This window comes from Lacticaseibacillus sp. 866-1, assembly GCF_016861825.1.
Classification (GTDB): Bacteria; Bacillota; Bacilli; order Lactobacillales; family Lactobacillaceae; genus Lacticaseibacillus.
In genome coordinates this window covers 16,532-41,775 of record NZ_BOLU01000006.1, presented here as the reverse complement: position 1 = coordinate 41,775, position 25,244 = coordinate 16,532, and the positions used below count along the sequence as shown (strand labels likewise).

Below are 25,244 nucleotides of genomic sequence, written 5' to 3'. Positions count from 1 at the left end.
TCAGTGGCGTTTGACGACGCGTGTTCATTGCTTATGCTTGAGGCGCATCGCTGGTATTACTACCGCCGTCGCTTTCATAATCGGCGGTTGAAGCGGTCGAATCTTCCGGTTCATCAGTTGGAAAAACGATCTCCGTGTAACGGGTCTCTCCATCGGTGTCCTCAGTCGCCTCTGAGTTTACTGAATCTGCAGGCTCATTGTCAACCTCTGCGGCAGATTCTGGCACTTTTTCCTGAGCGGGATCCAGGTATTCTGCAGATTCTGTTGTGCTGGCCAGCAATTCTTTCCACTCTGGACTCTTAACCACTTCCAGCTGTGATTCGAGCATGACCTGCAACCGCTGGCGGAAGACACGAGTCTGCCGCTTGAGGTCCTCGGTCTGAACAGTGATGTTTTTCGCCTTATCCGAAGCATCCTTGACGATCTGGTTGGCCTTTTCGGTTGCCGAAGTCAGCATGTCCTGGGAGGTCTTCTCGGCCTTTGACTGGATCAGTGCAGCCTCATCGTCGGCGTTCTTTTTGACCTTGTCGGCCGCCTCTTGCGCCACGATGATCGACTGGTTCAAGGCGTCCTTCAGGTCATTGAAGTACTTGTTCTTGTCCTGAAGTTCCTTGAGTTCTTTTTCCATCTCTTCGTTCTTCTTGAGCGAAGCGGAGTAATCCTTGATGATCTGAGCGAGAAAGTCATTGACCTGATCCTCGTCGAGGCCGCGCATGCGGTGATTGAATTCCTTATTGTGTATGTCCAATGGACTTAATGCCATGATGAACCCTCCCAGCTATTTCTTAATAATGTCGACAGCGACTCGTTCCTTGCCTTTTTTACTGACGCCGAGCACCGAATTAACGCGAATGCGACCAAAGCCGCGCACCGACACAATGTCGGCATCACCCACGGCCACGTCTGGCCGGTCAATGAGCTCAAAATTGAGTCTGACTTTAGCGGACTCGATCAGCGCCTTCGCCCGCGCCCGCGAAATCGCAAACGCGTGACCGACCAAACTGTCCAGGCGCAAACTGCTCATCGACAGCTGCGCCGGTTGCCAATCGTTTTGCGGCGTCACGACCTGATCCAGGCCGATTGCCTCAAACCGGACACTGATGCGGCCAAGCTTCGTGATGTTTTCCTGCACCCAGTCGCTCATCGTCTTGGTGGTGAAAAGTTGCCAGCGGCTGCCATCGGTGATGATGTCTCCAAACGCGGTCATGCGAATGCCCGCATTGGCAACCGTGCCAAGCACCTGACTGTGATGCAGCTCCGCGAATTTTTCCGGGTAGTTGATTTCCAGCGGCGCGACCTCAAAATCGATCAAGTCAGGCGCAAAGTAGTCAGGCGCGAAAATTACCCGGGCCCGCTCTGCACCGATATACCCGCCAAACACGTGGCACTTGACGGTGCCGTTGGTGCCGGTCAGCGTTCGGGCAATGTGGATCTGCCGCGGATCGAGAAAATCGGTCAGAACCGGCCGGTACTCCGTCGCCGCCGTGCTGATCTGGCTTTGCAGCTCATCGATCAGCGGCGCCTCGTCTTTTCTGAAGTGCTGATAAATCCCATCCATCTCAGCCCACCCGCATCATGATCGCACTGAAAATGGTTCCTAGTCCCGACCTGACCAGGTCAAGCACGAAGAACGCGATCAGCGGCGAAAAATCAATGCCGAAAATCGGCGGAATGATGTGAAACAGGTTAAGAAACGGGTTCACGATGCCGCCTAGCCATTGGCCAAACCGCGATTGCCATGCGCCTGGGAACCAGGACATCAGCACATAGACCACCATGGCCATCATGTAAATATAGAGGCCGTAATTGATGATCGTGAAAAGCCAATACAAAACTGTCGCCATACGTCCTCCTAGTTGGTCATATCAAGGTCAGTATCAGTACCCAACGTAGAAGCCAAAGTCCCATCAATCTGGAAGTTGGCCGGCGTGACCAGAAAAATCATCTCACCAACGCGGCGGATCTCACCGTTGATGGCAAACACCGTCCCGGTAAGAAAGTCGACGATGCGCGTAGCGTCTTCGGCCTTGATCTGATCGAAGTTGACGACGACCGCCTTGTTATTCAGCAAGTGATTGCCAATCTCCTTGGCGTCAGAATAAATGCGCGGCTCGTACACGACGATGCGCGCGGTTTTGTCAGCCGGATCGCCCATCGCCACGACCTTGTTGCCGCGATACTTAGGCTTGTTCGGCCGTGCCGCAGTGGTCGCCTTAGCCGTTTCTGGCGCCGCATCCTGCGTTGGCATTTCAGCCGCGTCATCCTCGTCAGGATCCATCGAGAAGAATTCGCTGAACTTACTACCCAGTTTTTCAAAAGCCATGAGATTTCCTCCTGTAAAGGCGCGTGTAGTTGCGCTTCGGCCGACAACGCCCGAGCGGCTAGCTACGCCCGGCACCTCACCGCCAAAATACAGCGGCAAGGTGCCAGGCTAGGCTACCCGTCGGGCTAAATGCGCCGGCCTTCGCAGCCTTTTATTGCCGGCGCAGCTTGAAGAACGGCGGCTGATCATTGTCACCTTTGTCATCCGGCTTTTTCTCGTCTTCTGGCTCTGGCTGGCTTTCGAAAATGTCGAACTCCTGCTTCTTAACATTGGCAAAATCGGCATCTTGATTATCGGTTGGCTTAGGCGTTTCGCGCTTTGGTTCACGCCGCAGATCCCAGTTGCCAAACGGATCATCTTGCGCCGGCTTGGAAGAATCAGCCTTGCCGTCCTGAGCCGGGCGATTGGTCTGACGACGGTTGCCGCGACCGTTATTTTGCTGAATGGTGGAATCATCGATCCCAGTCGCAATCACGGTAACCACAACTTCATCGCCAAGCTCTTCGTTGATGGAAGTCCCAAAAATGATGTTAACGTCAGAACTTGCAGCCTGGGCCACGATGTCCGAAGCGTCTTGCGCCTCAAACAGGGACAGGTCTGGGCCGCCAGTGATGTTCAGCAGCACATTCTTGGCACCGTCGATCGACACTTCAAGCAGCGGACTCGAGATGGCCTTCTTGGTCGCCTCAACAGTCCGGGTCTCGCCAGTGGCAGAACCGATGCCCATGAGGGCCGTGCCCTGGTTGGCCATAACGGTTTTAACATCAGCAAAGTCCAAGTTGACGTAGCCAGGACTAGTGATCAGGTCGGAAATGCCCTGAACGCCCTGACGCAGCACGTTATCGGCCGCATGGAAGGCTTCGAGCATCGGGGTCTTCTTGTCGACGATTTCCAGCAGGCGGTTGTTGGCGATGATGACCAGCGTGTCAACCTGTTCCTTCAGCTGGGCGATGCCTTCAGCGGCGTTCTTCGCGCGCTTCGGCCCCTCAAATGTGAACGGCCGAGTGACCACGCCAACAGTCAAGGCGCCAAGATCCTTAGCCACTTTGGCCACGACCGGTGCGGCACCGGTCCCGGTGCCGCCGCCCATGCCGCAGGTGACGAAGATCATGTCCGCGCCCTTCAAGGCGTTTTCGATGGCCTCCTGGCTTTCCTCAGCGGCCTTTTGGCCAACGTCCGGGGTCGAGCCAGCGCCCAAGCCGCGAGTCAGCTTCGGCCCGAGCTGAATCTTCGTTTCGGCATCTGAGTTAGACAGCGCCTGGACATCGGTGTTGGCCGCAATGAACTCCACGCCCTTGACCTCTTCTGAAATCATACGATTGACCGCGTTGCCACCAGCGCCGCCGACCCCGATGACCTTGATCACCGCACCGGTGTCTTTATCTGTATCCAGTGAGAATTCCATTGTCGTTCCTCCTTAAAAAGGTTTTATTCGAAGAAGTTACCGAAGAAGCGCTTCAAAGCAGAAGGTTTCCTCTCGCTGTCTGGGTCCGGGTCAGCCTTGCTTGGTTTGCTTGGCACTTTCGTGACTGGGCTATCCGAAGACGCGGTCATCTGACTGGTTGTCGGCGTCGGCAGCACGCTGGACACCAGGATGTCGATGTCGGTCATTTCCGCCGCGTACGTGATCAGACCCAGCGCCAAGGTGAAGGCTGGGTGCCGCATCCCCATTTGATCAGGAATGTAGCGTTTGACGTTGCGCTGGAAAATGTCCGAGGCCAGCGGCTCGATGCCCGGTAAGGCAGCCGTGCCGCCGGTCAGGACAATCCCACCAGGCAGGTCCAAGGCGTTGGACTGAGCCAGCGCGTCGTTCAGCCGGGTGAAGATCTGAGTCAACCGCGCTTCGATAATTTCCGACAGATAATGCTCGGAGACCATCACAGGGTCGGTTTGACCCACCACCGAAACCGGGAACTGGTTGCCTTCCGGTGCGGCTTGGCTGTCCGCGTTGCCGTAATCGCGCTTCAGCTTTTCTGCATCAGTCAAACCGGTGTTCAGCACCACCGAAATGTCTTTGGTGATGTAGTCGCCGCCTTCTTGGTCCAAGGTGGTCAGCTTCAACTTGTGATCGTGAATGACTGCCGCGGTGGATTGGCCGCCGCCCAAGTCGATCAGGACGGTGCCAAAGTCTGCCTCGCCATCGCTCAGCGCCACGCGGGCCTCGGCCAGCGGGGCAACCACGATCTGCCTGATGGTCAGCCCGGCTTTTTCAATGGCCTTTTTCGTGTTATGTAACACGGTTTTCGGCACAGTGAACAAGATGCCGCGCAGTTCGAGGCGCACCCCGATCATGCCACGTGGATCCTTGATGTCATCGAACCCGTCAACGATGAATTCTGTTGGGGTCAAAGACAAAATCTCACGCTCTGGTGGCAGGTTGCGCACCAACGCGGCAGAGGCTACCGCTTTCACATCGTCTGCCGTGATTTCCTTGCTCTGATCACCCACAGCAATCATGCCGGAGACAGTCTCAATTTGCAACATGGTTGCCGGCACACCGGCCACCACGTCGGTGATGTCGATGCTGGCCTTTTCAGATGCTTGCTGCACCGCCTGGCGAATCGCCGATGCCGCCTTATCAATATCCACGATCACGCCGCGAGATAACCCTTGCGCACGTGAATTGCCCACGCCAATAATGTTTAACTGGCCTTGAACACGCTCGGCCACGATCACTTTTATTGAGGTGGTCCCGATATCAAGCCCGACATAAATGTCTTGATTTCCCATGGACCCGGAACCTCCTTACCAACCTTTTTATAGTAGAATGAGAAAATATAACGCTGAAATTAGTTTACCACACCACATTATGATTTGCGGTGTCTTCTGGGGGAAACGCAACTTTTCGTTTATTTTGCTGCCGCCTTTTGGTAGGGCTTAAAAAACGCGCCAGCCTCCAGGTCCACGGTGCCCTTCCCCTGCACCTGGGCGATAATGCTAGGATAAAACTTGATCTGTTTTGCCACTGTCCGGGAATCGGCAACGACAGTGTTGCCGTCGGTCATCGTCATGGTGATCTGGTACGGGTTGCCGTCCCCGCGGCTGGCGGTCACTTCCGAAGTCGTGCGTCGCAGGGCGGCCGGAAAGCGGCTCAACGTCTGGGCCAGTTTGCCTGCCTCTTGATCGGAAAAGCCGGAAAAGACGGGGTAGTTATCCAGCGGTGTCGTGGTGCCCCTGGCAATAATCGTGCCGTTGGCCAAAATCATGCGGTACTGCTTGTTTTTGACCACGTAGCCGATCGGTTCGTGCTCCACCACGTGAATGGTGACGTGATCGACCGCGCTGACGGCCAGCGAGGCGCGTTTGACCTGCGGCAGGCGCTTTTCGATTTGCGCCGCCAGCTGCTTTTTGGTCCGGAGCACTTGCGGGATCAGCACCCGATCGGACAGACCACTGGCATTGATCACGTTTTGAATCGGCACATTGACCGTCCCGACCACCGAGACCTCCTGCACCTTGGAAAAAGGTGACACCATGTAACCAAAAAAGGCCAGGAGCACCAGCAGCGGGGTCAACAGCAAGACTAAGTTGCGCGCGCGCTTGTGGCGGCGCACTGCCGACACCCCTGGCAGTTTCAGCTTGGCTTCGCCCTTGGGCCGGCGCTTTTGTTTGGCCTGGTATGCCTCCCATGGCGTGAGTGGATCTTTTTGCTGTGCATGTTTGCGCCAAGCCATCGGTGGGCCTCCCTTCTCTGATTACTTAGTGTTTCAGGACACTTTCCAAAACAGTGATCAGCTGATCAGCCGCGTCCGGGGTGCCCATTTTTTTTGCCGCTTGCGCCATGCGCGTCAGCCGGGTGTCGTCTTCCATCAGGTCGACGATGCGGCCGGCAAATGAACTGTCTAACTCCGGTTCCGTGATGACGATCGCCGCGCCGACATCCGCCAGGCTCTTCGCGTTGACAAATTGGTGATTATGCGTGACGTTCGGGCTGGGGATCAGCACGCTGGGCAAGCCCAGCGCTGTCAGCTCTGCCAGGCTCGTCGCCCCGCTGCGCCCAATCACCAGTGAGACATCCGGCAGAATCTGCGGCATGTCGTCCACGTATGGGACCACCTTGACGTTTGCCGGAACCTGACGCAGTTGGTGAGAAATCTTGCCGTAGTTGGCATTGCCAGTGACAAACAGCGTCTGAAAAGCCGCCTTGCCAAACGTCGGCAGCGCATTGACCGCCGCCTGGTTGATCATCGGTGCCCCGCGCGAGCCGCCAAAAATCAGCAGCGTCCGCTTGTGGGGGTCGAGGCCAAAGTCCGCCAGCCGGTCATTCGGCTTGAGCCCGGCGACTTGTTGGGCCCGGGGGTTACCTGTGATGACGACTTTTTTAGCGGGAAAGGCGCTCGCCACGACCGGAAATGTGATGGCGATTTTGTCGACCGCGTGAGCCAAAAACTTGTTGGTAACCCCGGCGACGGAGTTCTGCTCGTGGATCACGGTCGGCACGTGGTGGCGCGCCGCGGCGTACAAAACGCCAGCGGACACATAGCCGCCAGTGCCCACCACGACATCGGGCTTGAAGTCCTTGATCATGCGGGTCGCCTTGCGCAGTGACCCCACAAACTTCTCCACTGTGCGGATATTTGTCTTGATGCCGTTAAAGTTTAAACTGCGCTTGAACCCTTGAAGCTCCAGGGTCTCAAACGGAATCTTGGCGTTGGGCACGATGCGGCTCTCGAGCCCCCTGGCCGTGCCCACGTACATCACAGCGTCCAGCATGTCGCGCTCTTTTAGCCGCTGAATCAAGGCCAGGGCCGGGTAGATATGGCCGCCGGTCCCGCCACCTGAAATCATCAGTCGCATAATTTACCCCTTTTTCTCAGCGTACTGAGTCACTGCGTCAATAAATTCATCGCCGCGCACTTCAAAGTTCGGGTACTGATCCCAGCTGGCGGCCGCCGGCGACAGCAAGATCACGTCGCCTGGCTGACTGGCCGCAAAGGCGAGCGGCACGGCCGTTTTGACATTATCGGTCCGGGTAAACGGAATGCCGGCCTGCTGGGCCAGTGCCTCCATCAGGGGCGCGGTTTCGCCAAACGTGACCATCGCGCGAACGTGCTGCTTGACCAGCGGCAGGAGGTCATCCATCGGCAGGTGCCGATCCAGCCCTCCGGCCAGCAGCACAATGGGCTGCTTGAACGCGTTCAAGGCCACCGTACTGGCCTCGACGTTTGTGGCCTTACTGTCGTTGTAGACCTTACGCCCGTCGACGGTCTCGACGTACTGAATGCGGTGCTTGACCCCGGTGAAGCGATGCAGGACATCGACAATGGCGGCATTTGGCGTGCCGCTGAGCTTGGCCGCGGCAATGGCTGCCAGCGCGTTTTCAATGTTGTGATCGCCAGGAATCTGCATCTCGTCGGCCTTCATGATCTGCTCGCCGTCAAAGCACAGCCAACCATCGGTCAACGTGGCGCGGGCGCCTTCTGCCCCTTTGCGTGAAAACGGCACGATAGTCGCCCGGGTCTGCTTGGCGAGCTCATGCATTTCCGGCAGGTCCCAGTTCATGACGAAAAAGTCGTCCTTGGTCTGGTTCATCGTGATGCGCATCTTGGCCTTGACGTAATTGGCTCGGGAGCCGTGCCAGTCCAGGTGTGCTTCATAAATGTTGGTGAGCACGGCAATGTGCGGGTGAAGCTTTTGGATGCCCACCAGCATGAACGAGGACAGCTCGCACACCACGGTGTCTGCCGCGCCCGCTTTTTGCACAACACCTGTGACCGGAATGCCGATGTTGCCGGCGTCATAAGCCTTACCTGCGCCTTCGCGCTCGTTGAGCATGAGGCCGATGAGTGTGGTGGTCGTGGTCTTGCCGTTGCTGCCAGTGACGCCGACCCATGTCGAATCGGACACCGAAAAAGCCAGCTCGGGTTCGGTGATCACAGGGATTCCCAGCTCTTGGGCCCGCACCACCATGGGATTGGAATACGGAATCCCAGGATTTTTGACCATCAGCGAGAACCCCTCATCGAGCAGCTCGACGGGATGGCTGCCAGTGATCACAGTGACCCCTTCGTCCAGCAATGCTTGCGCATCCTTGTTATCGTCAAATTGCTCCTTATCGTTGACGGTGACTAAGGCGCCGAGGCGATGAAGCAACTTCGCGGCACTGACCCCGCTTTTGGCAAGGCCCAACACCAAGACTTTCTTGTTCTTGTACTCTGAATTATTCAGCAACCACTTACGCTCCCTAGATATCCCGGCTTTGGCCGGGTTTGCTTGTGACGCTTGATGCTTGACTTAGGCCAGCGCGAACACCAAATATGCCGCCGCCCCGACCAGGCCGACCAGCCAAAACACGGTGTCGACTTTCCACTCGGACCAGCCGAGCATTTCAAAATGGTGATGAATCGGCGCCATCTTGAAGATGCGCCGGTGAAACAGCTTGAATGAGCCGACCTGCAGGATGACACTGGCGGTTTCGCAGACAAACACGATGCCAATCAGCAGCAGCGACCACGGCCGGTCAAGCAGCAGCGCAATGACGGCAATCAGCCCGCCGAGGGCCAAACTGCCGGCGTCGCCCATGAAGACCTTGGCCGGCTTGTGGTTGAAAAGGAAGAAGCCGAGCATCGCGCCGATGGTGACCAGGCACAAGATCAGGACGTCGGTGCGTTTGTCGTGCACTGCCAGCACCGCGTAGGCGGCAAAGGCAATCATCGACAGGCCGGCGACCAGACCGTCCAACCCGTCAGACAGGTTGACGGCATTGGAAAAGCCCACCAGCCAGAACATCGCAAAGAGGCCAAAGACCCACGCAACATTCAGCTGGTAGCCAAACAGCGGCAGCACGGTCGGGAACCCCTCATGAAAGTACACGGCAAGAAACACCGCGCCGCCCACAATCTGCCCCAGCAGCTTTTGCCAGGCTTTCAGCCCCATGTTGCGGTGAAGTTCCACGCTGATGAAATCGTCCCAGAACCCGAGTGCCCCATACAGGACTAGGATGAACAGCCCAGCCCACACACTCAGGGTCAGCTGGTGCTGCCACCAGCCGGTAAAAATGGCGGCGACCACAATGGCAAAGATGAAAACCGTGCCGCCCATGGTCGGCGTCCCGTTTTTCTTTTCGTGCCACTTCGGGCCGACCTCGCGAATCGTCTGGCCCTCTTTTTTCATCCGCATGTATCCGATGAACAGCGGCATCAAGATCACGGTAATCGCAAATGCCGCGACCATCGGGATCAACATCTCAGTGAATTGCATTGGTCTCCTACCTTCGTCAATTAGTCAGTTTTCTGAAAAGTTACGGTCACAGAGTCACCGCCAAGCAAGCTGCCCGCCTTCAGGCTCTGAGCTGACGCGTATCCAGCACCTTGTAACTTAAATTTTTTGCCAGTCAACTGGGCCAATTTTAACACATCACTCTTAGACCAGCCAGAAACGTCTGGCATGGTCATGGCGCCGTTTGTGAGAAGCACCACGCGGGCAGAGCGTAAGGCCTGTGTGCCCGCTGCGGGCAGCTGCTGGACGATGCGATTTCCGGTCCCAACCACGGATGAGGTCAGGCCTTTTTTGGTCAGAGCTGCCGTCGCAGTATCCAGTGGATCGTTAGTGACTGCCGGCACGCTCAAGGTTTCGGACGACCCAGTGACGGTGCTGCCCGCATTTAACGCCAGCAGTCTGGTCATCAGCGGATGATAAATCGTGTTCAGAACACTGACCGCCGGCGTCGTCATGGCACTGTTTTGCTTCAAGGTTAAATAGACAATAAATTGAGGATCATTTGCCGGGGCGACAGCCAGTAAACTGTGCAACTGGTTTGTCTCACCCGGTAAATAACCACCTTTCGGGTTGGCAATGTTAGCCGTCCCGGTTTTGGCCGCCACGTCAGCGCCGGCAATTCTGTATGTCACACCGGTGCCGTATGGCTTGTTAATAGTGTCACGCATTTCGTTTAGCACCGTTTTCGCGGTGGCGGCGGAGATTGGGTGACCCACTACCTGACGCTTGTAGTTGGTCACTTTCCCGTTCGAACCGGTGACCTGCGTGACGACTCGCGGCTGGATCATCGTGCCCTTGTTGGCAATTGCGGTCGCCGCTTGCAAGATCTGCATTTGCGTCACGTTGATACTTTGGCCATAACCCATGACGGCACGGGTAACCGGGTTGGTCAGGCTGTATCCGCCTGAAGCTTCATTCGGCAGCGTGATCCCTGTTGGCCGGCCAAATCCAAAGTCTTTCAAGGTCTTGGCCTGATTTGCTTCACCCATCTGCTGCACAATGTGCACAAAACCGACGTTACTGGAGCGTGGCAGAGCCTGCGAAAATGGGATCTCGCCAAAACCGACGTGGTTCCAGTCATGGATGGTGGTGTTTTCGACTTTCACACCGCTAGAATTATAGTAGGTGTTCGGCTGAAAGGTCCCACTTTGAATCGCCCCTGCCAAGTTGAAGACCTTCATCACTGACCCGGGTTCATAAGTATCTTCCACGAGCATGTTTTGCCAAGACGAGCCGGGCTCAAGCCCTTCCATCGTGCTGGGATCAAAGGTTGGCCGCTGGCTCGCCGCCAGGATTTCTCCGGATTTAGCGTTCATGACGACCCCGGTAACTGACGCCTGCTTGTACTTAGTTTGAACGCTGGCGAGCAGCGTTTCCAGGTACGACTGCAAAGAAGAATCCAGGGTACTCTTAACCATGCCACCATTTTTAGCTGCCTTAGTCCGTACCTTGGCCTTAGGCAGTCGGTAGCCGTAATTATCCACCTGGGCTGTCTGGTAGCCGTTAGTGCCGGCCAGCTGTTTATTGAACTCTTTTTCCAGCCCCATGACCCCGACCAGTGGTTGATTCTTGTTGGCTGCATTCGTTTGAGTCAGCCCAATCGTGTAGCTGGCAAATACCCCGTTCGGATACAACCGAGAGGGACTGTCAATGAAGTGGATCCCCGGCAGGTGTTCTGCCTCGATCTCCTTACGGATGGACAACGATAACCCCGTGCCAGCGGCGCCAAATTCGACCTGGAAAGTCTTCTTTTTGGGACTCAAATAGGCCAAAATTTTGGCCTCAGAAAGCGGCAGATATTTGGCCAGCACGGCTGCCGTTTTGGCCTTGTCGCTGACGTAAAGCTTCTTGCCGTTTTGCGTGTAATTTTGATCGGTAATCGCATAAATGGTGTAGGTTGATGCGTCCTCGGCGATTGTCTGGCCGTTGCGGTCGACAATACTGCCGCGTTTGGCCTGCAGGGTCGTTTTGCGTGCATACTGGGAGGCGCGATACACCGCCAGGTTTTTGGAATCCACCGACCCGACAAGCGCCACGTACGCAAAACGACAAACGAACGCCAGCAGCGCAATCAGGGTGAGCGCGAACAGGACAATCCCGAACACTTTCCGATTGCGCTCGGGGTGCCGGGCGCGCATTTGTCGTTTAGTCGTTTTCTTCTTCATCAGTCTACTTCACCGCATGTTTGATATTACCCTCGATCACGGCAAACCCGTGAGCACTGGCATAGCTGTTGAGCCGATCCGAGTTGGACAGTTCGCCGACAGTTTGCTTATCGTCGGCAATGATCCGCTTTTGCACGGTCACCTGGTTTTGCACGGTCTGGTAAGTCCGCGTCAGATTGGCCAGATGCATCGAAGCGGTCAGATAGCACAGGCAAAACCCAACGGCGACCAGCCCCAATACGACGCTGAGCAACCGCTCCAGCGGCGAAAATGCCACCTTGGTTGCCGGCTGCGTTGCCGGTTGAACCTTGGGCCGGGCTTGCGGCGCCTCTCGCCGTTGCGGTTCCAGCATATCTAGCTGTCTTGCTGTGTTATCGACCATCTTGAGCACCCCTTCAATATATCCGCTCAACCACCCGCAGCTTAGCGCTGTGCGCACGGTGATTGGCAATCAGTTCATCCTCGCTAGGGAGGATCGGTTTGCGATTGATTAATTTGAAATGCGGCCTGGCTTCCGGCGGAATCACCGGCAGGCCCTGCGGCAGGTCTTGCACTGTCGTCTGCTCCTTGAACATGGTCTTCACCAGCCGGTCCTCCAGGGACTGAAAGGTGATGACACTGATGCGCCCACCCGGCTTGACCAGCTGCAACGCTTGGGTGAGCGAGGCCTCCAGGGCCCCCAGCTCATCATTGACAGCGATGCGGATTGCCTGGAACACCTTCTTGGCGGGATGTCCGCCGGTGCGTCGCGCCTTGGCTGGAATGCCGGCCTTGATCAGATCGACCAGCTCAAACGTGGTGTCAATTGGCTTGCTCGCTCGCGCCTGCTCAATCTTGCGGGCGATTGACTTGGCGAAGCGCTCCTCGCCGTAACGGGTGAAAATTCGTACCAGGTCCTGATACGACCACTCGTTGACGACGACCCGCGCTGACAGGGCTTGGCTTTGATCCATGCGCATGTCCAGCGGCGCATCGAAGCGGTAGGAAAAGCCACGCTTGGAATCGTCGAACTGCGGACTGGAGACGCCCAGGTCATACAAGATCCCGTCGACTGAAGTGACCCCTTCTGCCGAAAGCGCCTCATCCAAGTCGCGGAAATTGCGGTGAAGCAGGTGCAGGTTGACCGGCACCCCTTGCGCTGAGACCGCGTCGATGGCGGCCTGATCCTGATCGAAGGCGTAAAGCTGGCCGACCGTCAGCTGGCTGAGGATTCGCCGGGTGTGGCCGCCGCGCCCTAAAGTCGCATCGACATAGGTGCCGGCCGGCTTGATGGCCAAGTTGTCGGTGGCCTCTTTTAATAACACGGTTTCATGCGTATATTCTGTCATCGCGCTCACAGTCCAAAGTCGGTCAGATTTTCGGAAATATCATCGAAGCTGTCCTCGGCGCTTTGGGTGAAGCTGTTCCACCGTTCTTCGCTCCAGACTTCTATGCGGTCGGAGACCCCGACCAAGACGCAAGCCTTATCGAGCCCAGCGTGCTGGATCAGAGGTTTGGGAATGTTGACGCGGCCCTGCTTGTCCAGCTCGCACTCAGTGGCGGCTGAGTACATGAACCGCGTAAAGGTCCGGGCGTCCTTTTTGGTCAGAGGTAAGGCCTCGATTTGGGTCTGCAGCTTCTGCCACTGACCCATCGGATAGCCGAACAGGCAGCCGTCCATGCCGCGCGTCAGCACAAAATCACTGCCGAGATCGGTGCGGAACTTAGCCGGAATGATCAACCGGCCCTTTGCATCGATACTGTGATGAAATTCTCCCATCAGCATGGACAACGCCCCCTTTCCAACGTTAAATTCAGTCTACCACAATCACCCACTCCTCACCACCAACTCCCACAAATTCTGCTTGACAATTTGAAAAGCTACCCCACGATTCCCTGAGTATACAAAAAAATCCCCATCCACTGCGGTTTGCAGCGGGTGGGGACAGGTGGAAAAATGGTGGGGACCAGGCCCTAAAGTGAGAGCAAAATCGCCCCAAGCCACCAGAATGTGGCCGCCAACAGGAGGACTCGGCCCAAGGTCGTGAAATAACGGGCAAAGAGCAAATCATAATCGTGGGCCAGAAAATAGATAATCAAAAGAATCGCAATTGCAGTGGTGGTGAACAGCGCGACCCAAATCGTGTTGGGGGCCTTGGCGGCGGCTAAGCTGGCCACGCCCAGCAGGTCCAGCGCGACCACCAGGAATGGCAGCACGCGCGAATGAAACTGCAGCGCCCGGCTGACGCTCCATAAGGCCAGGCCCGCTAACGGTAAAATGATTCCGATCAGCATGTTCATCACTTCCTTCCCTTAAGACTATACCCGATTTTGCGTGTACGGGCACGAGAATTTGGTTGAAGCGCCTGGGCAAAACGGGTACACTACTCGAGTAGAACGCGCAACCAAATTGGTCAAAGGTGGTGATTAAGGTGAAAGAAAAACGCTCAAAATTCTGGTGGGTCACCCACATTGCCACCTGGGCGATGCTGATCGTCACCATCCTTGGGGCCCTAGTCGTTGGGTTATCCGCGATGAATGTTTTCTAACCGCACTATAAAAAGTGAGCCTGCATTTGCAGACCCACTTATTTTTTTGCTTGGATTAGTGCTGTGACAACAGCTGACCGCCGTCTTTGGATTCAAACAGCGGCTTTTTGACGGTGGTCATCAAGACAGACACCACGATCACGGTCAAGATGCCGGTGGCGACGGCCGAGCCGCCGTTGATCACCAGCGAGTACAGCCACGCCGGCGTGCCCTTAGGGGCGTATGACCCCCAGAAGACCCAGCCGGCCAGGAAATGGCAGAAGTACTTCGCCAAGACGCCAATCAACCCAGCCCCCCAGGCCAGGCCCAGGGCCTCGCGGTTCTTACCCGCCTTCAGCGCCGCTTGGAAGCGACCGTACAGCAAGCCGCCAAGCCCCGCGACAGCAAAGGCGATTGGATACTCCAGAAAGCCCTGGATCGGGTTCAGGACGGACCCTTCGCCAAAGCCAATCAGCATGATATCCAACACACCCCAGGTCAGGCCCGCGGCCATCCCGGCGCCAAGGCCGCGCCGCAGCGCCAGCACAGTGATCGGAATCACCCCGTAAGACATTTCAATACTGGAAATGCCGGTTTTGTGCGGCACGTACTCCAGCGCCATGGCAAACGCGGCAATCACCGCAATCTCCACCAAAATCAAGACACGTGAATTCGATTTAGACATAAAAAATCCTCCTTTGGGTCAGGATCCCCCACAAAGAAGGTCGATTTCTCGACACCGCAATTCCTACGCTCGTATTAGCGAACAGGTTCGAAGGGTCTGGGCAAATGCCCACTCTCAGCCAATGGCTCCCCTTTGCGTGGTCCCACCACTATTTTGTTTAGGCACAATTTTGCTTGTGCACTATCATTATAGCAAGCGGAAATTCAATGTCAAAAAGTAAGCTTACAAGATTGGCGCAAACAGCCGCGCCAAGTCGGCCCCCACCCGACTCATCGGCGACTGTTTTTTGACCATCGTGTACGTGTACAAGGTGGTCTGCTGCATGTCGAGCTTGAACTGGCGCTCCACCATTTCGGCCAGCGTGCGATCGTAAATGAACGCCGCAATTTCAAAATTGAGCTTGAACGAGCGCAGATCCAGGTTCGGCGAGCCGGTCATCAAGTACTGTGAGTCAACGATGATGGCCTTGCTGTGCAGGAACCCCGCCTGGTAGCGGTAGACCTTCACGCCGGCTTTGACCAGCTGGTTCAGGTAGAACTCTGTGGCCTTGGCCATCATTGGCTGGTTTGTGTGCACCGGCACCATCAGCCGCACATCAATGCCGGAGTGCGCCGCCAGAATCAACGCGTCAAGCAGCGAATCGTCCGGCACGAAAAATGGGGACTGAACCCAAATCCGGTGCTTGGCCAGCGCCATCAGCCGTAGGTCGCCCAGCTTGATGGCCTCAAGCTTTTGCTCCGGGCCGCCGGCAACGATTTGCATGGTCGTGCGGCCGTTGTCCGCAGGGTCCGGGAAGTAGGCCTTTTGGAAGTGGACCTTCTTGATCTTGGCCGTGGTGTTCCAGTCCATAAAGAAGCGGGCCTGAAGCGACGCCACGGCTTGACCGGTCAGGCGCAGCTGCGTGTCGCGGGTGATTGCCAGCTTCCGACTGGTGCTGCCGATGTCAAAGCCGCCCATGTACGCGACCTGCCCATCGATCACCGTAATTTTGCGGTGGTTGCGGAAGTTGATGCGCAAGTTGGCCCGGCCCAGCCGCGTTTCCAAGAATGGCTCGACCTGCCCGCCGGCTTGCACCAGCGGCCGCCAAAAAGCGTGATTCAGGCGGTGGGAGCCGAAGGTGTCATAGATCACCCGGACCCGCACGCCCTGCTCAGCCTTTTGGGTCAGCAGCTGGACCAGCGCCTTGCCCACCCCATCCGGTTCAATGGTGTAGGCCTCAATGTGAATGTGGTGCGTCGCGGTGCGCAGGTCGGCAAACAGCGCCTTGGTAAAGTCCTGACGGTTGAAAAGCAGCCGCACCCGGTTCATGGTGGTGATCAGGGCCCCGTCTGCCTGCAGCAAGGTCCGCACCAGCTCAGGGGCGCCGGCAAACGGCGAGGCCGCCCCGCTTTCCTGACTGACCGTCACGGCTTCTTGCTGCGAGGCCACCATTTGGTCGATGCCCAGGCGCTGCTGCGTCGCCAGCGAGTTCAGCTTGTTGGTGGCCAGCTTGCGGCCGAAGAACCAGTACAAAATGAAGCCAATCACCGGCAGCAGCAATAACACTAACAACCACGCCCAAGTCGCCGCAATGTCCCGCGGCTGGCGGAACACGGTGATGATGGCCGCGGTTGCGTTGATCACGATAATAATGATGACAATGGTCGTGAGCCACATAATGGAAACTCCCTGCTAATCGACCGAAGCCACCCCGAACCACTTCTCATTCAACTTCTTCAGGGTGCCGTTTGCTTTGAGCGTCTTCAGGCCGGTATTGATTTGATCTCTCAGCTCATTATCACTCTTTCGCATGCCGACCGCAAAATCTTCCGCCGGATAGGTGCCTTGGATGACCTTGTAGGCTCCTGGATCCTTTTGGTGGGCAATGTAGTAGTTGGCGTAAACCTGGTCGATCACGATGCCCTGAATCCGCCCGGCATTCAGATCCAAAAAGGCGTTATCAAAGGTGTCGTACAGGACCGGCTCGCGGTTTTTAATGATGTCCTTCAGCTTTTTCGGCTGAGCGTCGATGTCCGAGGCGCCGCTGCTTTCGCTTTGAGCGCCGACGACCTTGCCCTTCATGTCGGCAAACGAATTGATGTTATCAGCGCGCTTTGTGACCAGCACCTGGTGATTCTTCAAGTACTCGGTTGAAAAGGCCACCTGTTTTTGGCGCTCAGGCGTCACGGTGTAGCCGTTCCAGATCAGGTCGATAGTTTGGTTGCGCAGCTCGGTTTCCTTCATGGACCAGTCAATCGTCTGAAAGCTGACCTTCACACCGTAAAGCTTGAACAGCGCCCGTGCCAGGTCGATGTCGTAGCCGGCGACGGTGCCGTTCTTTTGGCGAAAACCCATCGGGACAAAACTGTCGTCAAGGCCGACGACCACTTTTTGATCCTGTTTGATGCGCGGCCAGGAGTTCTTCTGCTCGGTGCGGGCGTAACCGGAAAGCACCAAGGCGAACCCAGCCAGCAGCGTCAACAGGATTGTTAACCACTTACGCTTCATTCGACTCACTCCCCTGCTTGGCCACTGTCAGTGTCGCGTCTGCCACCATCTTGGCGAATTCCATGTCATGGGTGACGACCACCTGTGTCATCCCCTGCTGCTTGACGCTGGCGATCAGATCAGCCACGGACTGGCGCAGGTTAGGATCCAGGGCGGAAGTCGGTTCGTCGTAAAGCAGGATCTTGGGATCAAGCGCCAGCGCCCGAGCGATCGCCACCCGCTGCTTTTGGCCGCCAGACAGGGAGTACGGGTACGCGTTGGCCTGCGCTTCCAGGTCCAGCTGGTCCATCAAGTTGCGCGCGTGCTTCTCCGCGGTTGCCGCGCTGACACCTTGCAGTGTCGGCGCCAGTGTGATGTTTTTCAGCACAGACAGGTTCGGGAATAATTCAAAGCCCTGGAACACGACGCCGATAACGCCTTGCTTGCGGAGCTCAGCAGCAGAAGTCGCTTGCCCGTTGTAGGTGAAGCTGCCACTGTCGGCCGGGGTTAGCCCCGCGATGATCCGCAGCAGCGTGGTCTTGCCGGCACCGCTGGGGCCAACGATCGCGAGTGTTTTCTGGTCTTCAATCGTGACATCCAGGTTGTCCAGGACGACCTGATCGCCGAAGCGTTTGGAAATATTTTTAAGCTCTAACATATGCTTACCCCCTGCCTACTTGTAGTAGCTGAATGACTTTTCGACGCGGCGCTGCAGCAGCGTGAGCAGCAGCGTCATCACCAGATAGATGACGGCGACCAGCACCAACGGCACCAGCGTCACGTCGCGAGAGGTTGCAACCTCGCCGGCCCGCAGCAGGTCGCCAAGCCCGATGACGTAAACTAAGCTGGAATCCTTGACCAGGTTGATGACCTCGTTGCCCATGGACGGCAGCACGATCTTCAGCACCTGAGGAATCACCACGTAGCGCAGCGTCTGCCAGCGCGTCATGTTCAGCACCGTCGCGGCCTCGAACTGGCCTTCCTCAACCGCGCCGAAACCGCCGCGGTAAATCTCGGCGAAGTAGGCCGCATAGTTGAGGATGAAGGTGAAAATGACAGCTGAGAAGCGGTCAAACACGATGCCGATCAGCGGCAGGCCGTAGAAGACGAAAATCAACTGAAGCAGCAGCGGCGTGCCACGGAACACCCAGATGTAGGCTGAAAGAATTGCCTTGCCAGCCTTGGCCAGGATGTTTTTGCCGCGCTGAATCAGCCCAACTGACACCAGCATGCCCAACGGAATGGCCCCGATCAACGTCAGGAAGAAGACCCCCAACGTCATTTTCACCCCAGCCAGCAGCGCCGGCAAAATCGAATTAATGTAACTCATGATTATTCCTCCCTTGCGTTTTCAAACGTTGAATAAAAAAACACCGCACAGAATTGTTCTCAAGCAATTGCTTGAGGACGCTTCCGCGCGGTGCCACCTCATTTCGACCAGCCGTCACCGACTGGTCCTCACGTGGTTGAAAAACATGGAACTGGCGGTAAAACAAAACGCCCCCACTCAGACTAATGTCTGAATGAGGGCGACTTGAATGCCGCGGTACCACCTCATGCTCACCAACGCGTCACCGCGAAGGTCTCATGTCGTTTTTCAACCACGGCGATAACGAGCCCAACCGGCCTGACCTACTGAGTTCAATCAGGCACTCGTGGATGTGAGGCAAGAATGATCACGTCCGGCTCTCACCGTTCCGGACTCGCTTGGCTGATCAGCTTCTCACCATTTCCACTCAACGTTTTAATTGATTAAGGCTATAATACCTGCTTCAAAATGAATGTCAACCCTGATGCTGAAAAAGTCTGTGCCAAAAGCCAACTTTTTTCTGCTCGATGTTCATCAGCGGCACGGACTCGCCCAAAAGCCGCCGCGCAATATTGCGGTAGCCTTGGCTGGCTAAGTCGTCGGGGTCCATTACGACGGTTTCGCCTTTGTTGGAGCTGGCGATCACCCCATCATCATCGACCACGATGCCAAGCAAGTCGATGCCCAGGTGCTGCGTGATCTCGTCGATATCCATCGACCGGCCATCGGCCATCATGTGCTGGCGGATGCGGTTGATGATCAGGCGCGGCGGGTACACCATGTCACGCTGCTCAAGCAGCCCGACGATGCGGTCCGCATCTGACACCGCGGAAATCTCTGGGGTCGTGACGACGATTGCGCCGTCCGCGCCTTCGACGGCATTGCGGAAGCCTTGCTCAATGCCCGCTGGCGAGTCCAAAATCAGATAATCGAATTCCGGTCGCAGCTCGTCGACAATCGCCTTGACCTGATCGGGCTCGAGCGAATCTTTTTCCGCGTTTTGCGCCGCCGGCAAGACGTACAGCTTGTCGTCAAAGCGTTTGTCCTTGATCAGCGCCTGATGCACCTTGGCGCGGCCGCTGGCCACGTCAACAATGTCGTAAATGATCCGGTTGGACAGGCCCAGGACCACATCCAAATTGCGCAGCCCGATATCCAGATCCATCAGACACACTTTTTTGCCTTGCAGCGCAAGCGCCGTGCCGATATTGGCCGTCGTCGTGGTTTTGCCGACGCCGCCCTTGCCTGAGGTGACCACCAAAGAAGTACCCATTACATTTCCTCCAGTTTCCGGAACAGTTTCGGCCGCAGCTTGGCCAGTGCTGGCACCTTACCATGCACCAGTGCGTGCAGGTCGTCAATGTATGACGTCGTCTGCGCGGTGTAGGAATTTTTATCGATGATCTCCAAGGTGTCAGCGATGCGAATCTGCGCGGCGCGGCTGATGTCGCCAACGATAACGGCCTCTTGGTCCCCCAACGTCCCGGCAATCAGCAGGCCTTCAACCTGGCCCATCACAAAGATGTTGCCGGTGGTTTTCAGCGTGGCGCCGCGGTGCAGGTCGCCCAAAAACAGCACATCGCCGCTGTAGTCCGCCTCCTGACCGGAGCGCAGAACGCCGCCGACCAAATGGGTTGCCTTCGCCGCGAATTCAGCCCGGAGTGGCTCGACTGCCGCCACCGCCGCATGGATGGTCTTGATGGCGAACTGCGGATAAGTGTCAAACACCGTCTGCACTGCCTTGGCCTGGTCCTCATTAAGCAGGCGATCACCGGTTTCCAGAACAAAATCGACATGTTCCTGGTCCTTCGTGTCCCCCGCCACGCGCGCAAGCAGCGTGGTCAAAGCCGCTGTGATCTCATCCAGTGAAGCCTCTGATGCCAGCTGCAGCTCGAACCCGCTTTGGCGGCCCTTCAGCGTTACTGCCTCCATGCGTACACCCCCAATATTAATCTATCCTTAAGTTTATCAATATCTGGCGTAAAGGCAAATACGCCAGCGCAAATATCACCAGATTCACGATGAGACTCGGCCCGAGGTGGTTGGCGATCAGCGTCGTGGCGGTGACTTGTGCGAACCCCAAAAAGCGGTTGACCGCGTAATTGGCCAGGGTGAATAGCGTCAGCACGATCACGACCAGCGCCCCAATGTAAAACGGCGACTTGGGCACCACTGGCCCGAGCTGCCGCACCACGTAAACCAGCAGCGGCCACAGCAGCGCGTTGACCCCCAGCATGCCCGTGTAGTAGCTGTCAAAAATCAGGCCAAACACCGCCGCGATGGCCACAATGTATTCTTCTTCAGGCAGCAGCAGGGTCGCCATGATCAGCGCGATCAAAGTCAGCTGCGGGACCCCGGTGAACGTCGGCGACATCACAAACTGTGCAAAGACCTGCGCGATGACCCCGTCCAACAGCAAGGTCACCAGCAGAAGCAGCAGCACCCAGCCGTGCTTGGTAAACTTTTTGTCTTTCAGCATGTTACTCACCCTTGATGGTGCGGTCGATCACCGTCACCACGGAAAGGTCGTTGAAATTAGCGGCCGGTTTGACGTACACCGTGTTGGCCAGGCCAAAATCATCCTTGGCGACCGACGCCACCGTCCCGATGAGCAGCCCTTTTGGCGTGCTGCCACCGAGTCCAGAGGTAACGACCTTCTGCCCTTTTTTGATGCTGTCTTCGGTATCGACTTGACCAAGCACCAGCTGGTTCTTGGCGGCGTTATAACTCGAGATCACGCCGTTGACAATACTGCCATCGCCGGTGGTGATCTGCGCCGCAAACCGGTCGGCGGACTTGTTGTCCGTGGTCATCATTTCCACCTTGGCATTGGTCTTCTCCACTTCGACCACGCGCCCAACCAACCCAGAGCCGGCCATCACTGGCATGCCCTTAGCCACGCCAGCGCCTTGGCCCTTGTTGATCACGACAATGTTGCGCCAGTCGCTGGGGCTGCGCATCATGACCGTCGCCGGCACCTGGTCGTAATCCGTCAAGGTGGCGTTCAGCTTCAGCTGCTTTTTCAGTGCCCGATTCTCACTTTGCAAAGTCTGGTTGGTGACCTTGGTCTGCGCCAGGTCCGCCACTTGCGCCTTGAGAAGGCGATTTTCCTGGTACGTGTTCAGTAGGTCATTGACGTCATCCAGCCCGCCTTTGATAAAGTTGCCAGGCGCGGCAACGATGCGCCCACCGATGCCGACAATATCGTTGCCGATCTGCTGTACCAAGGGCGGCGTGTTCTTATTATTCCGCACGGACATGGACGTGAACATCAGCCCCACGCTGACCAACAAGGCGACCATCAAGACGATCAGTTTTTTGTTAGAAAAGAACTTTTGCATGAGTCGCTCCTTTTGGTCTTCTCAATGAAAAAGCCGGCCCAATAAAACTCGCGGACCGGCCACTGGTGATTGCAGCTGCCTGCATGGATCAGTGTTTCTTCAGGACATCGATGTTCTTAAGGGATTCCCCGGTACCGATAGCGACGCATTCCAGTGGATCTTGCGCCACAAACACAGGCACCTTGGTGGCGTCGGAGATGACGGCATCCAACGACTTCAGCTGCGCGCCGCCGCCAGTCAGCACAATGCCGTGATCGATGACGTCTGCCGCGATTTCCGGTGAGGTCTCTTCCAGCGTGTCCTTAATGGCCTCAATGATCGCCTGGACAGTTTCCTGAATCGCTTTGGCGATGTCTTCGGCCGTGATATCCTGCGTCTTCGGCAGACCGGTCAACAGGTCACGCCCGCGTACGGTCATGCCGTCCAGCTTCTTGGCTTCCTCGATGGAAGCGCAGCCCAACTCGATCTTGATCTCTTCCGCCGTGCGCTCGCCAATCAGCAAGTTGAAGTTCTGGCGGATGTACGCTACCACTGCCTCGTCGACCTTGTCGCCGGCCATCCGGATGGAGCGGCTCGACACAATGCCGCCGAGCGAAATGGTGGCCACGTCGGTCGTGCCGCCGCCGATATCAACGACCATAGAGCCGGTCGGATCCATGACGGGCAAGCCCGCACCAATGGCCGCCGCGTATGGCTCCTCGATGACAAACGCCTCTTTGGCGCCTGCCACCTTGGCCGCGTCGATCACCGCGCGTTTTTCCACTTCGGTGACGCCGCTGGGCACGCAGATCATGACCTGCGGGTGGTTGTTCTTGCCGCCAAGCGCCTTGTTCATGAAGTACTTCAGCATCGCTGCCGTGGTGTCGTAGTCGGCGATCACACCGTCTTTCATTGGCCGAATCGCGTCGATGTCAGCCGGGGTGCGGCCGATCATTGCGCGGGCTTCCTCGCCCACCGCAATGATTTCCCCTGTTTGTGTGTTTTTCGCCACGACTGACGGTTCGTTCGTGACGATGCCCTTCCCGTCAACGTAAACGAGCGTGTTTGCGGTACCGAGGTCGATCCCGATGTTTTTTGAGCCTAATCCAAGCAAGACGTTCTCTCCTTACAAGTCCGATTTTCTAATCTCTTGCATTATAGCATAAAGACCTCGTCGTCCGGTCTTGCGCTCACGATTCACACGCTTCCATCGCCATAATTTAATAAATCTTAGAGGTGGTGTTCCTGGCTGAACGAGTAAAACTGATCGCCGCCCACCACAATGTGGTCCAGCAAGGCCACCCCAATCAGGGCCCCGGCAGCAGCAAACCGCTCGGTCAGCTCAACGTCCATCTCGGAGGGCAGATGATCGCCGCTGGGGTGATTGTGCACCAGAATCAACCGCGACGCATTCAGTGCCAGCGCCATGCGAAACACCACACGCGGATCAGCAATCGACTTGTCGACCCCGCCGTGGGCCAGTTCCACCTCGCGAATGATGGCGTTGCGCACGTCCAGCATCAGCGCCAGCAGGTGCTCCTCAGTGGCCCCAGCCAGGCGCTGCACCATCGCCGCACCGATTTGCGGGGCGTCCAGTACTTCGCCGTACCTCAGCGTTTGCCGCTGCTGCACGCGCCGTGACAACTCGAGGCCGGCCACCAGCCGGGCGGCCTTAGTCGGACCAATGCCCGGTACGGCCAGCAGGTCACCAGCGGTGGCGAGACTCAGCCCGGTCAAGGCCGGGTACTGGCGCAGCACTTCCTCTGCCACCATGACGACGTCGTACTGCCCGCTGCCGCTGCCAATCAACACTTCCAGCAGTTCCTTATCCGATAGCGCAAGCGGTCCGTGCGCTTGAATCAATTCCCTTGGCTGCATCTTGACTCCCCCTTTTTGAGGAGAGATTACGCCATCTAAACCTTTAGCGCTGACTGCCGAGCAACGTTTGGCGTACAGCAGAGGCCAGGTAAAGCGAGCCCGTCAGCACCACCGGCTCATCTGGAAACTCGTCCAGGTGGGCGGCCAGCGCCTCCTGCCAGCTGGCAAAAGTGCGCAGCTTGCCGGCGTCCGGGTAGTCTGCCAAGGCCTCGGCCCGCGGATTATCCGGCACGGGGACCAGCCAGAGCCGCGCCGTGCTGGCTTCCAGCTCAGCGATGATGGTGGCCACGTCCTTATCCGCCAGCACGCCGACGATAAGCGTCACCCGCTCATCGTTAAACACCTGCTTGACCGCGCTCAGCATGGCCGCGATGCCTTGCGGGTTGTGCCCACCGTCGATCACAATCAGCGGGTCGTCGCTGAGCTTTTCCATGCGCGCCGGCCAGGTGTTTTTGGCCAGCCCGCGGCGAATCTCCTGGGGCTGAAGCGGCCAGTTCATCGCCTTAGCGGCCACGCGACTGGCCGCGATCGCCAGCGCCGCATTTTGCACCTGGTAGTCCCCCACTAGCGGCACGAACACCTGACTGAGATGAAACGTACCGGCCTGATAGTCAAAGCGCTGCCCCCAGCCATCAAGCGCGGCGCGGCTGGTGCCAAAGTTCTGACCGGCCACCAGCCACTGGCTGCCGGTTTCGGCGACGCGCTTTTTCACTGCTGCCATCGCATCTGCCGGCAGCGCCGCCGTCACCACCGGCCGCTGCGGCTTGATGATGCCAGCTTTGTGCGTGGCGACGCTTTTGATGGTGTGGCCCAAAAGCTTGGCGTGATCCAGCCCCACGCTGGTGATCACTGAGACCTCCGGCGTGATGACATTGGTCGAATCCGTATCACCGCCGATGCCAACCTCGATCACCGCTAGGTCCACCTGCTGCTGGTGAAAATACCAAAACGCTAGCGCCGTGATGTACTCAAATTCGGTCACCCCAAAGTCGGGATCAGTTTCACGCAGTTTGGCCATCGCGGCGTCTGTGGTCGCGGCAGCCGCCACTAGATCGGCATCGGGGATCGGCTGGTGATCGATCATAATGCGCTCATTAAAGCGCATGATGAACGGCGAGGTGTACAGCCCGACTTTCAGCCCACTGGCTTCCATGATGTGCGCGATGCCCGATGCGGTCGAGCCCTTGCCATTCGTGCCGGTCACGTGAACGTAGCGGTCGTGCTGCGGGTCGCCCAGCGCGTGAAGCAGTGCCAAGATGCGCTCGTGGCCGCCGGTTTTGGCCAGCCGCGGCAGCGCATGGATCGCTGCAACGGTCTCATCGTAAGTTTTCATGTCTAAGCCCCCAATAATGCCCTTAATCTTACTACAAAAC

The 25,244-nt window shown here is 57.1% G+C and carries 27 protein-coding genes, 2 pseudogenes and 1 riboswitch; of the genes and pseudogenes, 1 reads left to right on the top strand and 28 read right to left on the bottom strand.

Going from position 1 to position 25,244, the window contains the following annotated elements:
- Positions 1-31: 31 nt before the first annotated feature.
- From JUE30_RS03205 to JUE30_RS03135, 16 genes and pseudogenes are all read right to left on the bottom strand, one after another.
- Positions 32-763, bottom strand: coding sequence for a DivIVA domain-containing protein (locus JUE30_RS03205; protein WP_125755506.1), 732 nt, complete (start codon positions 761-763; stop codon positions 32-34).
- Positions 764-778: 15 nt separating this feature from the next.
- The gene (locus JUE30_RS03200; RefSeq protein ID WP_203623587.1) at positions 779-1,558 is read right to left on the bottom strand and encodes an RNA-binding protein; all 780 of its coding nucleotides are present in this window, start codon (positions 1,556-1,558) and stop codon (positions 779-781) included.
- 1 nt (position 1,559) lies between these two features.
- A complete protein-coding gene (locus JUE30_RS03195) occupies positions 1,560-1,844 on the bottom strand; it encodes a YggT family protein (RefSeq protein WP_125755510.1) in 285 nt (94 codons plus the stop codon).
- Between the two features lie 8 nt (positions 1,845-1,852).
- A complete protein-coding gene (locus tag JUE30_RS03190) occupies positions 1,853-2,323 on the bottom strand; it encodes a cell division protein SepF (RefSeq protein ID WP_125755512.1) in 471 nt (156 codons plus the stop codon).
- 151 nt (positions 2,324-2,474) lie between these two features.
- Positions 2,475-2,729 (bottom strand): annotated as a pseudogene (locus JUE30_RS11370) (cell division protein FtsZ); the annotation flags it as partial.
- Between the two features lie 47 nt (positions 2,730-2,776).
- Positions 2,777-3,728, bottom strand: a pseudogene (gene ftsZ, locus JUE30_RS03185) (cell division protein FtsZ); the annotation flags it as partial.
- A 23-nt stretch (positions 3,729-3,751) separates the two neighbouring features.
- Positions 3,752-5,053: a cell division protein FtsA gene (gene ftsA / locus JUE30_RS03180; RefSeq protein ID WP_203623586.1), complete on the bottom strand. Its 1,302-nt coding sequence runs from the start codon at positions 5,051-5,053 to the stop codon at positions 3,752-3,754.
- A gap of 119 nt (positions 5,054-5,172) precedes the next feature.
- Positions 5,173-5,997, bottom strand: a complete 825-nt coding sequence (locus tag JUE30_RS03175) for a cell division protein FtsQ/DivIB (protein ID WP_203623585.1) — start codon at positions 5,995-5,997, stop codon at positions 5,173-5,175.
- Positions 5,998-6,022: 25 nt separating this feature from the next.
- Entirely contained in the window at positions 6,023-7,120 is a 1,098-nt protein-coding gene (gene murG / locus JUE30_RS03170; RefSeq protein ID WP_203623584.1) for an undecaprenyldiphospho-muramoylpentapeptide beta-N-acetylglucosaminyltransferase, read from the bottom strand.
- Positions 7,121-7,123: 3 nt separating this feature from the next.
- Entirely contained in the window at positions 7,124-8,494 is a 1,371-nt protein-coding gene (gene murD / locus JUE30_RS03165; protein WP_203623583.1) for a UDP-N-acetylmuramoyl-L-alanine--D-glutamate ligase, read from the bottom strand.
- Positions 8,495-8,557: 63 nt separating this feature from the next.
- Positions 8,558-9,523 (bottom strand): phospho-N-acetylmuramoyl-pentapeptide-transferase, encoded by a 966-nt coding sequence (gene mraY / locus JUE30_RS03160; RefSeq protein ID WP_203623582.1) that lies wholly within the window; start codon positions 9,521-9,523, stop codon positions 8,558-8,560.
- A 20-nt stretch (positions 9,524-9,543) separates the two neighbouring features.
- Complete coding sequence (locus JUE30_RS03155) at positions 9,544-11,706, bottom strand: penicillin-binding protein (RefSeq protein ID WP_203623581.1); 2,163 nt, start codon at positions 11,704-11,706, stop codon at positions 9,544-9,546.
- Between the two features lie 4 nt (positions 11,707-11,710).
- Positions 11,711-12,088, bottom strand: a complete 378-nt coding sequence (locus JUE30_RS03150) for a cell division protein FtsL (protein ID WP_125755528.1) — start codon at positions 12,086-12,088, stop codon at positions 11,711-11,713.
- A 13-nt stretch (positions 12,089-12,101) separates the two neighbouring features.
- Complete coding sequence (rsmH, locus tag JUE30_RS03145; protein ID WP_203623580.1) at positions 12,102-13,034, bottom strand: 16S rRNA (cytosine(1402)-N(4))-methyltransferase RsmH; 933 nt, start codon at positions 13,032-13,034, stop codon at positions 12,102-12,104.
- Between the two features lie 5 nt (positions 13,035-13,039).
- Positions 13,040-13,471 carry a division/cell wall cluster transcriptional repressor MraZ gene (mraZ, locus tag JUE30_RS03140; protein WP_203623579.1) on the bottom strand — a complete coding sequence of 144 codons (432 nt, stop codon included), beginning with the start codon at positions 13,469-13,471 and terminating at the stop codon, positions 13,040-13,042.
- A gap of 188 nt (positions 13,472-13,659) precedes the next feature.
- A complete protein-coding gene (locus tag JUE30_RS03135; RefSeq protein ID WP_203623578.1) occupies positions 13,660-13,980 on the bottom strand; it encodes a DUF3397 domain-containing protein in 321 nt (106 codons plus the stop codon).
- Between the two features lie 137 nt (positions 13,981-14,117).
- Between JUE30_RS03135 and JUE30_RS03130 the strand changes: the two genes are divergently transcribed.
- Complete coding sequence (locus JUE30_RS03130; RefSeq protein ID WP_125755536.1) at positions 14,118-14,234, top strand: DUF4044 domain-containing protein; 117 nt, start codon at positions 14,118-14,120, stop codon at positions 14,232-14,234.
- 55 nt (positions 14,235-14,289) lie between these two features.
- On the opposite strand, the gene thiT is transcribed toward JUE30_RS03130, so the two are convergent.
- The 12 genes from thiT to JUE30_RS03070 form a co-directional block, all read right to left on the bottom strand.
- Entirely contained in the window at positions 14,290-14,898 is a 609-nt protein-coding gene (thiT, locus tag JUE30_RS03125) for an energy-coupled thiamine transporter ThiT (RefSeq protein WP_203623577.1), read from the bottom strand.
- A 43-nt stretch (positions 14,899-14,941) separates the two neighbouring features.
- A riboswitch (TPP riboswitch) is annotated at positions 14,942-15,040 on the bottom strand.
- Positions 15,041-15,120: 80 nt separating this feature from the next.
- A complete protein-coding gene (cls, locus tag JUE30_RS03120) occupies positions 15,121-16,554 on the bottom strand; it encodes a cardiolipin synthase (RefSeq protein WP_203623576.1) in 1,434 nt (477 codons plus the stop codon).
- A 15-nt stretch (positions 16,555-16,569) separates the two neighbouring features.
- A complete protein-coding gene (locus tag JUE30_RS03115) occupies positions 16,570-17,385 on the bottom strand; it encodes an amino acid ABC transporter substrate-binding protein (protein ID WP_203623575.1) in 816 nt (271 codons plus the stop codon).
- Entirely contained in the window at positions 17,375-18,022 is a 648-nt protein-coding gene (locus JUE30_RS03110; protein ID WP_203623574.1) for an amino acid ABC transporter ATP-binding protein, read from the bottom strand. Before JUE30_RS03110 ends, JUE30_RS03115 begins: the two co-directional genes overlap by 11 nt.
- Positions 18,023-18,037: 15 nt before the next feature.
- The gene (locus JUE30_RS03105; protein ID WP_203623573.1) at positions 18,038-18,694 is read right to left on the bottom strand and encodes an amino acid ABC transporter permease; all 657 of its coding nucleotides are present in this window, start codon (positions 18,692-18,694) and stop codon (positions 18,038-18,040) included.
- Between the two features lie 454 nt (positions 18,695-19,148).
- Entirely contained in the window at positions 19,149-19,946 is a 798-nt protein-coding gene (gene minD, locus JUE30_RS03100) for a septum site-determining protein MinD (RefSeq protein WP_203623572.1), read from the bottom strand.
- Positions 19,946-20,605 carry a septum site-determining protein MinC gene (locus JUE30_RS03095; protein WP_203623571.1) on the bottom strand — a complete coding sequence of 220 codons (660 nt, stop codon included), beginning with the start codon at positions 20,603-20,605 and terminating at the stop codon, positions 19,946-19,948. The genes minD and JUE30_RS03095 overlap by 1 nt, the downstream gene beginning before the upstream one ends.
- A 16-nt stretch (positions 20,606-20,621) precedes the next feature.
- The gene (gene mreD / locus JUE30_RS03090; protein WP_125755552.1) at positions 20,622-21,152 is read right to left on the bottom strand and encodes a rod shape-determining protein MreD; all 531 of its coding nucleotides are present in this window, start codon (positions 21,150-21,152) and stop codon (positions 20,622-20,624) included.
- Position 21,153: 1 nt separating this feature from the next.
- Positions 21,154-22,014 carry a rod shape-determining protein MreC gene (gene mreC, locus JUE30_RS03085; RefSeq protein ID WP_125755554.1) on the bottom strand — a complete coding sequence of 287 codons (861 nt, stop codon included), beginning with the start codon at positions 22,012-22,014 and terminating at the stop codon, positions 21,154-21,156.
- A gap of 88 nt (positions 22,015-22,102) precedes the next feature.
- Positions 22,103-23,107 carry a rod shape-determining protein gene (locus tag JUE30_RS03080; RefSeq protein WP_125755556.1) on the bottom strand — a complete coding sequence of 335 codons (1,005 nt, stop codon included), beginning with the start codon at positions 23,105-23,107 and terminating at the stop codon, positions 22,103-22,105.
- Between the two features lie 116 nt (positions 23,108-23,223).
- Entirely contained in the window at positions 23,224-23,871 is a 648-nt protein-coding gene (gene radC / locus JUE30_RS03075) for a DNA repair protein RadC (protein WP_203623570.1), read from the bottom strand.
- A gap of 43 nt (positions 23,872-23,914) precedes the next feature.
- On the bottom strand, positions 23,915-25,204 hold the full coding sequence (locus tag JUE30_RS03070; RefSeq protein WP_203623569.1) for a folylpolyglutamate synthase/dihydrofolate synthase family protein: 1,290 nt from the start codon (positions 25,202-25,204) through the stop codon (positions 23,915-23,917).
- Positions 25,205-25,244: the final 40 nt, after the last annotated feature.

Bases quoted from the DNA above. Each gene is read 5' to 3' on its own strand.
- radC (WP_203623570.1), bottom strand. From the start codon at position 23,871: ATGCAGCCAAGGGAATTGATTCAAGCGCACGGACCGCTTGCGCTATCG.
- JUE30_RS03190 (WP_125755512.1), bottom strand. From the start codon at position 2,323: ATGGCTTTTGAAAAACTGGGTAGTAAGTTCAGCGAATTCTTCTCGATG.
- JUE30_RS03150 (WP_125755528.1), bottom strand. From the start codon at position 12,088: ATGGTCGATAACACAGCAAGACAGCTAGATATGCTGGAACCGCAACGG.
- mreC (WP_125755554.1), bottom strand. From the start codon at position 22,014: ATGCAAAAGTTCTTTTCTAACAAAAAACTGATCGTCTTGATGGTCGCC.
- ftsA (WP_203623586.1), bottom strand. From the start codon at position 5,053: ATGGGAAATCAAGACATTTATGTCGGGCTTGATATCGGGACCACCTCA.
- JUE30_RS03200 (WP_203623587.1), bottom strand. From the start codon at position 1,558: ATGGATGGGATTTATCAGCACTTCAGAAAAGACGAGGCGCCGCTGATC.
- mraY (WP_203623582.1), bottom strand. From the start codon at position 9,523: ATGCAATTCACTGAGATGTTGATCCCGATGGTCGCGGCATTTGCGATT.
- minD (WP_203623572.1), bottom strand. From the start codon at position 19,946: ATGGGTACTTCTTTGGTGGTCACCTCAGGCAAGGGCGGCGTCGGCAAA.
- JUE30_RS03155 (WP_203623581.1), bottom strand. From the start codon at position 11,706: ATGAAGAAGAAAACGACTAAACGACAAATGCGCGCCCGGCACCCCGAG.
- JUE30_RS03110 (WP_203623574.1), bottom strand. From the start codon at position 18,022: ATGTTAGAGCTTAAAAATATTTCCAAACGCTTCGGCGATCAGGTCGTC.
- JUE30_RS03195 (WP_125755510.1), bottom strand. From the start codon at position 1,844: ATGGCGACAGTTTTGTATTGGCTTTTCACGATCATCAATTACGGCCTC.
- JUE30_RS03135 (WP_203623578.1), bottom strand. From the start codon at position 13,980: ATGCTGATCGGAATCATTTTACCGTTAGCGGGCCTGGCCTTATGGAGC.
- cls (WP_203623576.1), bottom strand. From the start codon at position 16,554: ATGTGGCTCACGACCATTGTCATCATTATTATCGTGATCAACGCAACC.
- JUE30_RS03095 (WP_203623571.1), bottom strand. From the start codon at position 20,605: ATGGAGGCAGTAACGCTGAAGGGCCGCCAAAGCGGGTTCGAGCTGCAG.
- JUE30_RS03115 (WP_203623575.1), bottom strand. From the start codon at position 17,385: ATGAAGCGTAAGTGGTTAACAATCCTGTTGACGCTGCTGGCTGGGTTC.
- JUE30_RS03175 (WP_203623585.1), bottom strand. From the start codon at position 5,997: ATGGCTTGGCGCAAACATGCACAGCAAAAAGATCCACTCACGCCATGG.
- JUE30_RS03070 (WP_203623569.1), bottom strand. From the start codon at position 25,204: ATGAAAACTTACGATGAGACCGTTGCAGCGATCCATGCGCTGCCGCGG.
- rsmH (WP_203623580.1), bottom strand. From the start codon at position 13,034: ATGACAGAATATACGCATGAAACCGTGTTATTAAAAGAGGCCACCGAC.
- JUE30_RS03105 (WP_203623573.1), bottom strand. From the start codon at position 18,694: ATGAGTTACATTAATTCGATTTTGCCGGCGCTGCTGGCTGGGGTGAAA.
- thiT (WP_203623577.1), bottom strand. From the start codon at position 14,898: ATGTCTAAATCGAATTCACGTGTCTTGATTTTGGTGGAGATTGCGGTG.
- mraZ (WP_203623579.1), bottom strand. From the start codon at position 13,471: ATGCTGATGGGAGAATTTCATCACAGTATCGATGCAAAGGGCCGGTTG.
- murG (WP_203623584.1), bottom strand. From the start codon at position 7,120: ATGCGACTGATGATTTCAGGTGGCGGGACCGGCGGCCATATCTACCCG.
- mreD (WP_125755552.1), bottom strand. From the start codon at position 21,152: ATGCTGAAAGACAAAAAGTTTACCAAGCACGGCTGGGTGCTGCTGCTT.
- JUE30_RS03205 (WP_125755506.1), bottom strand. From the start codon at position 763: ATGGCATTAAGTCCATTGGACATACACAATAAGGAATTCAATCACCGC.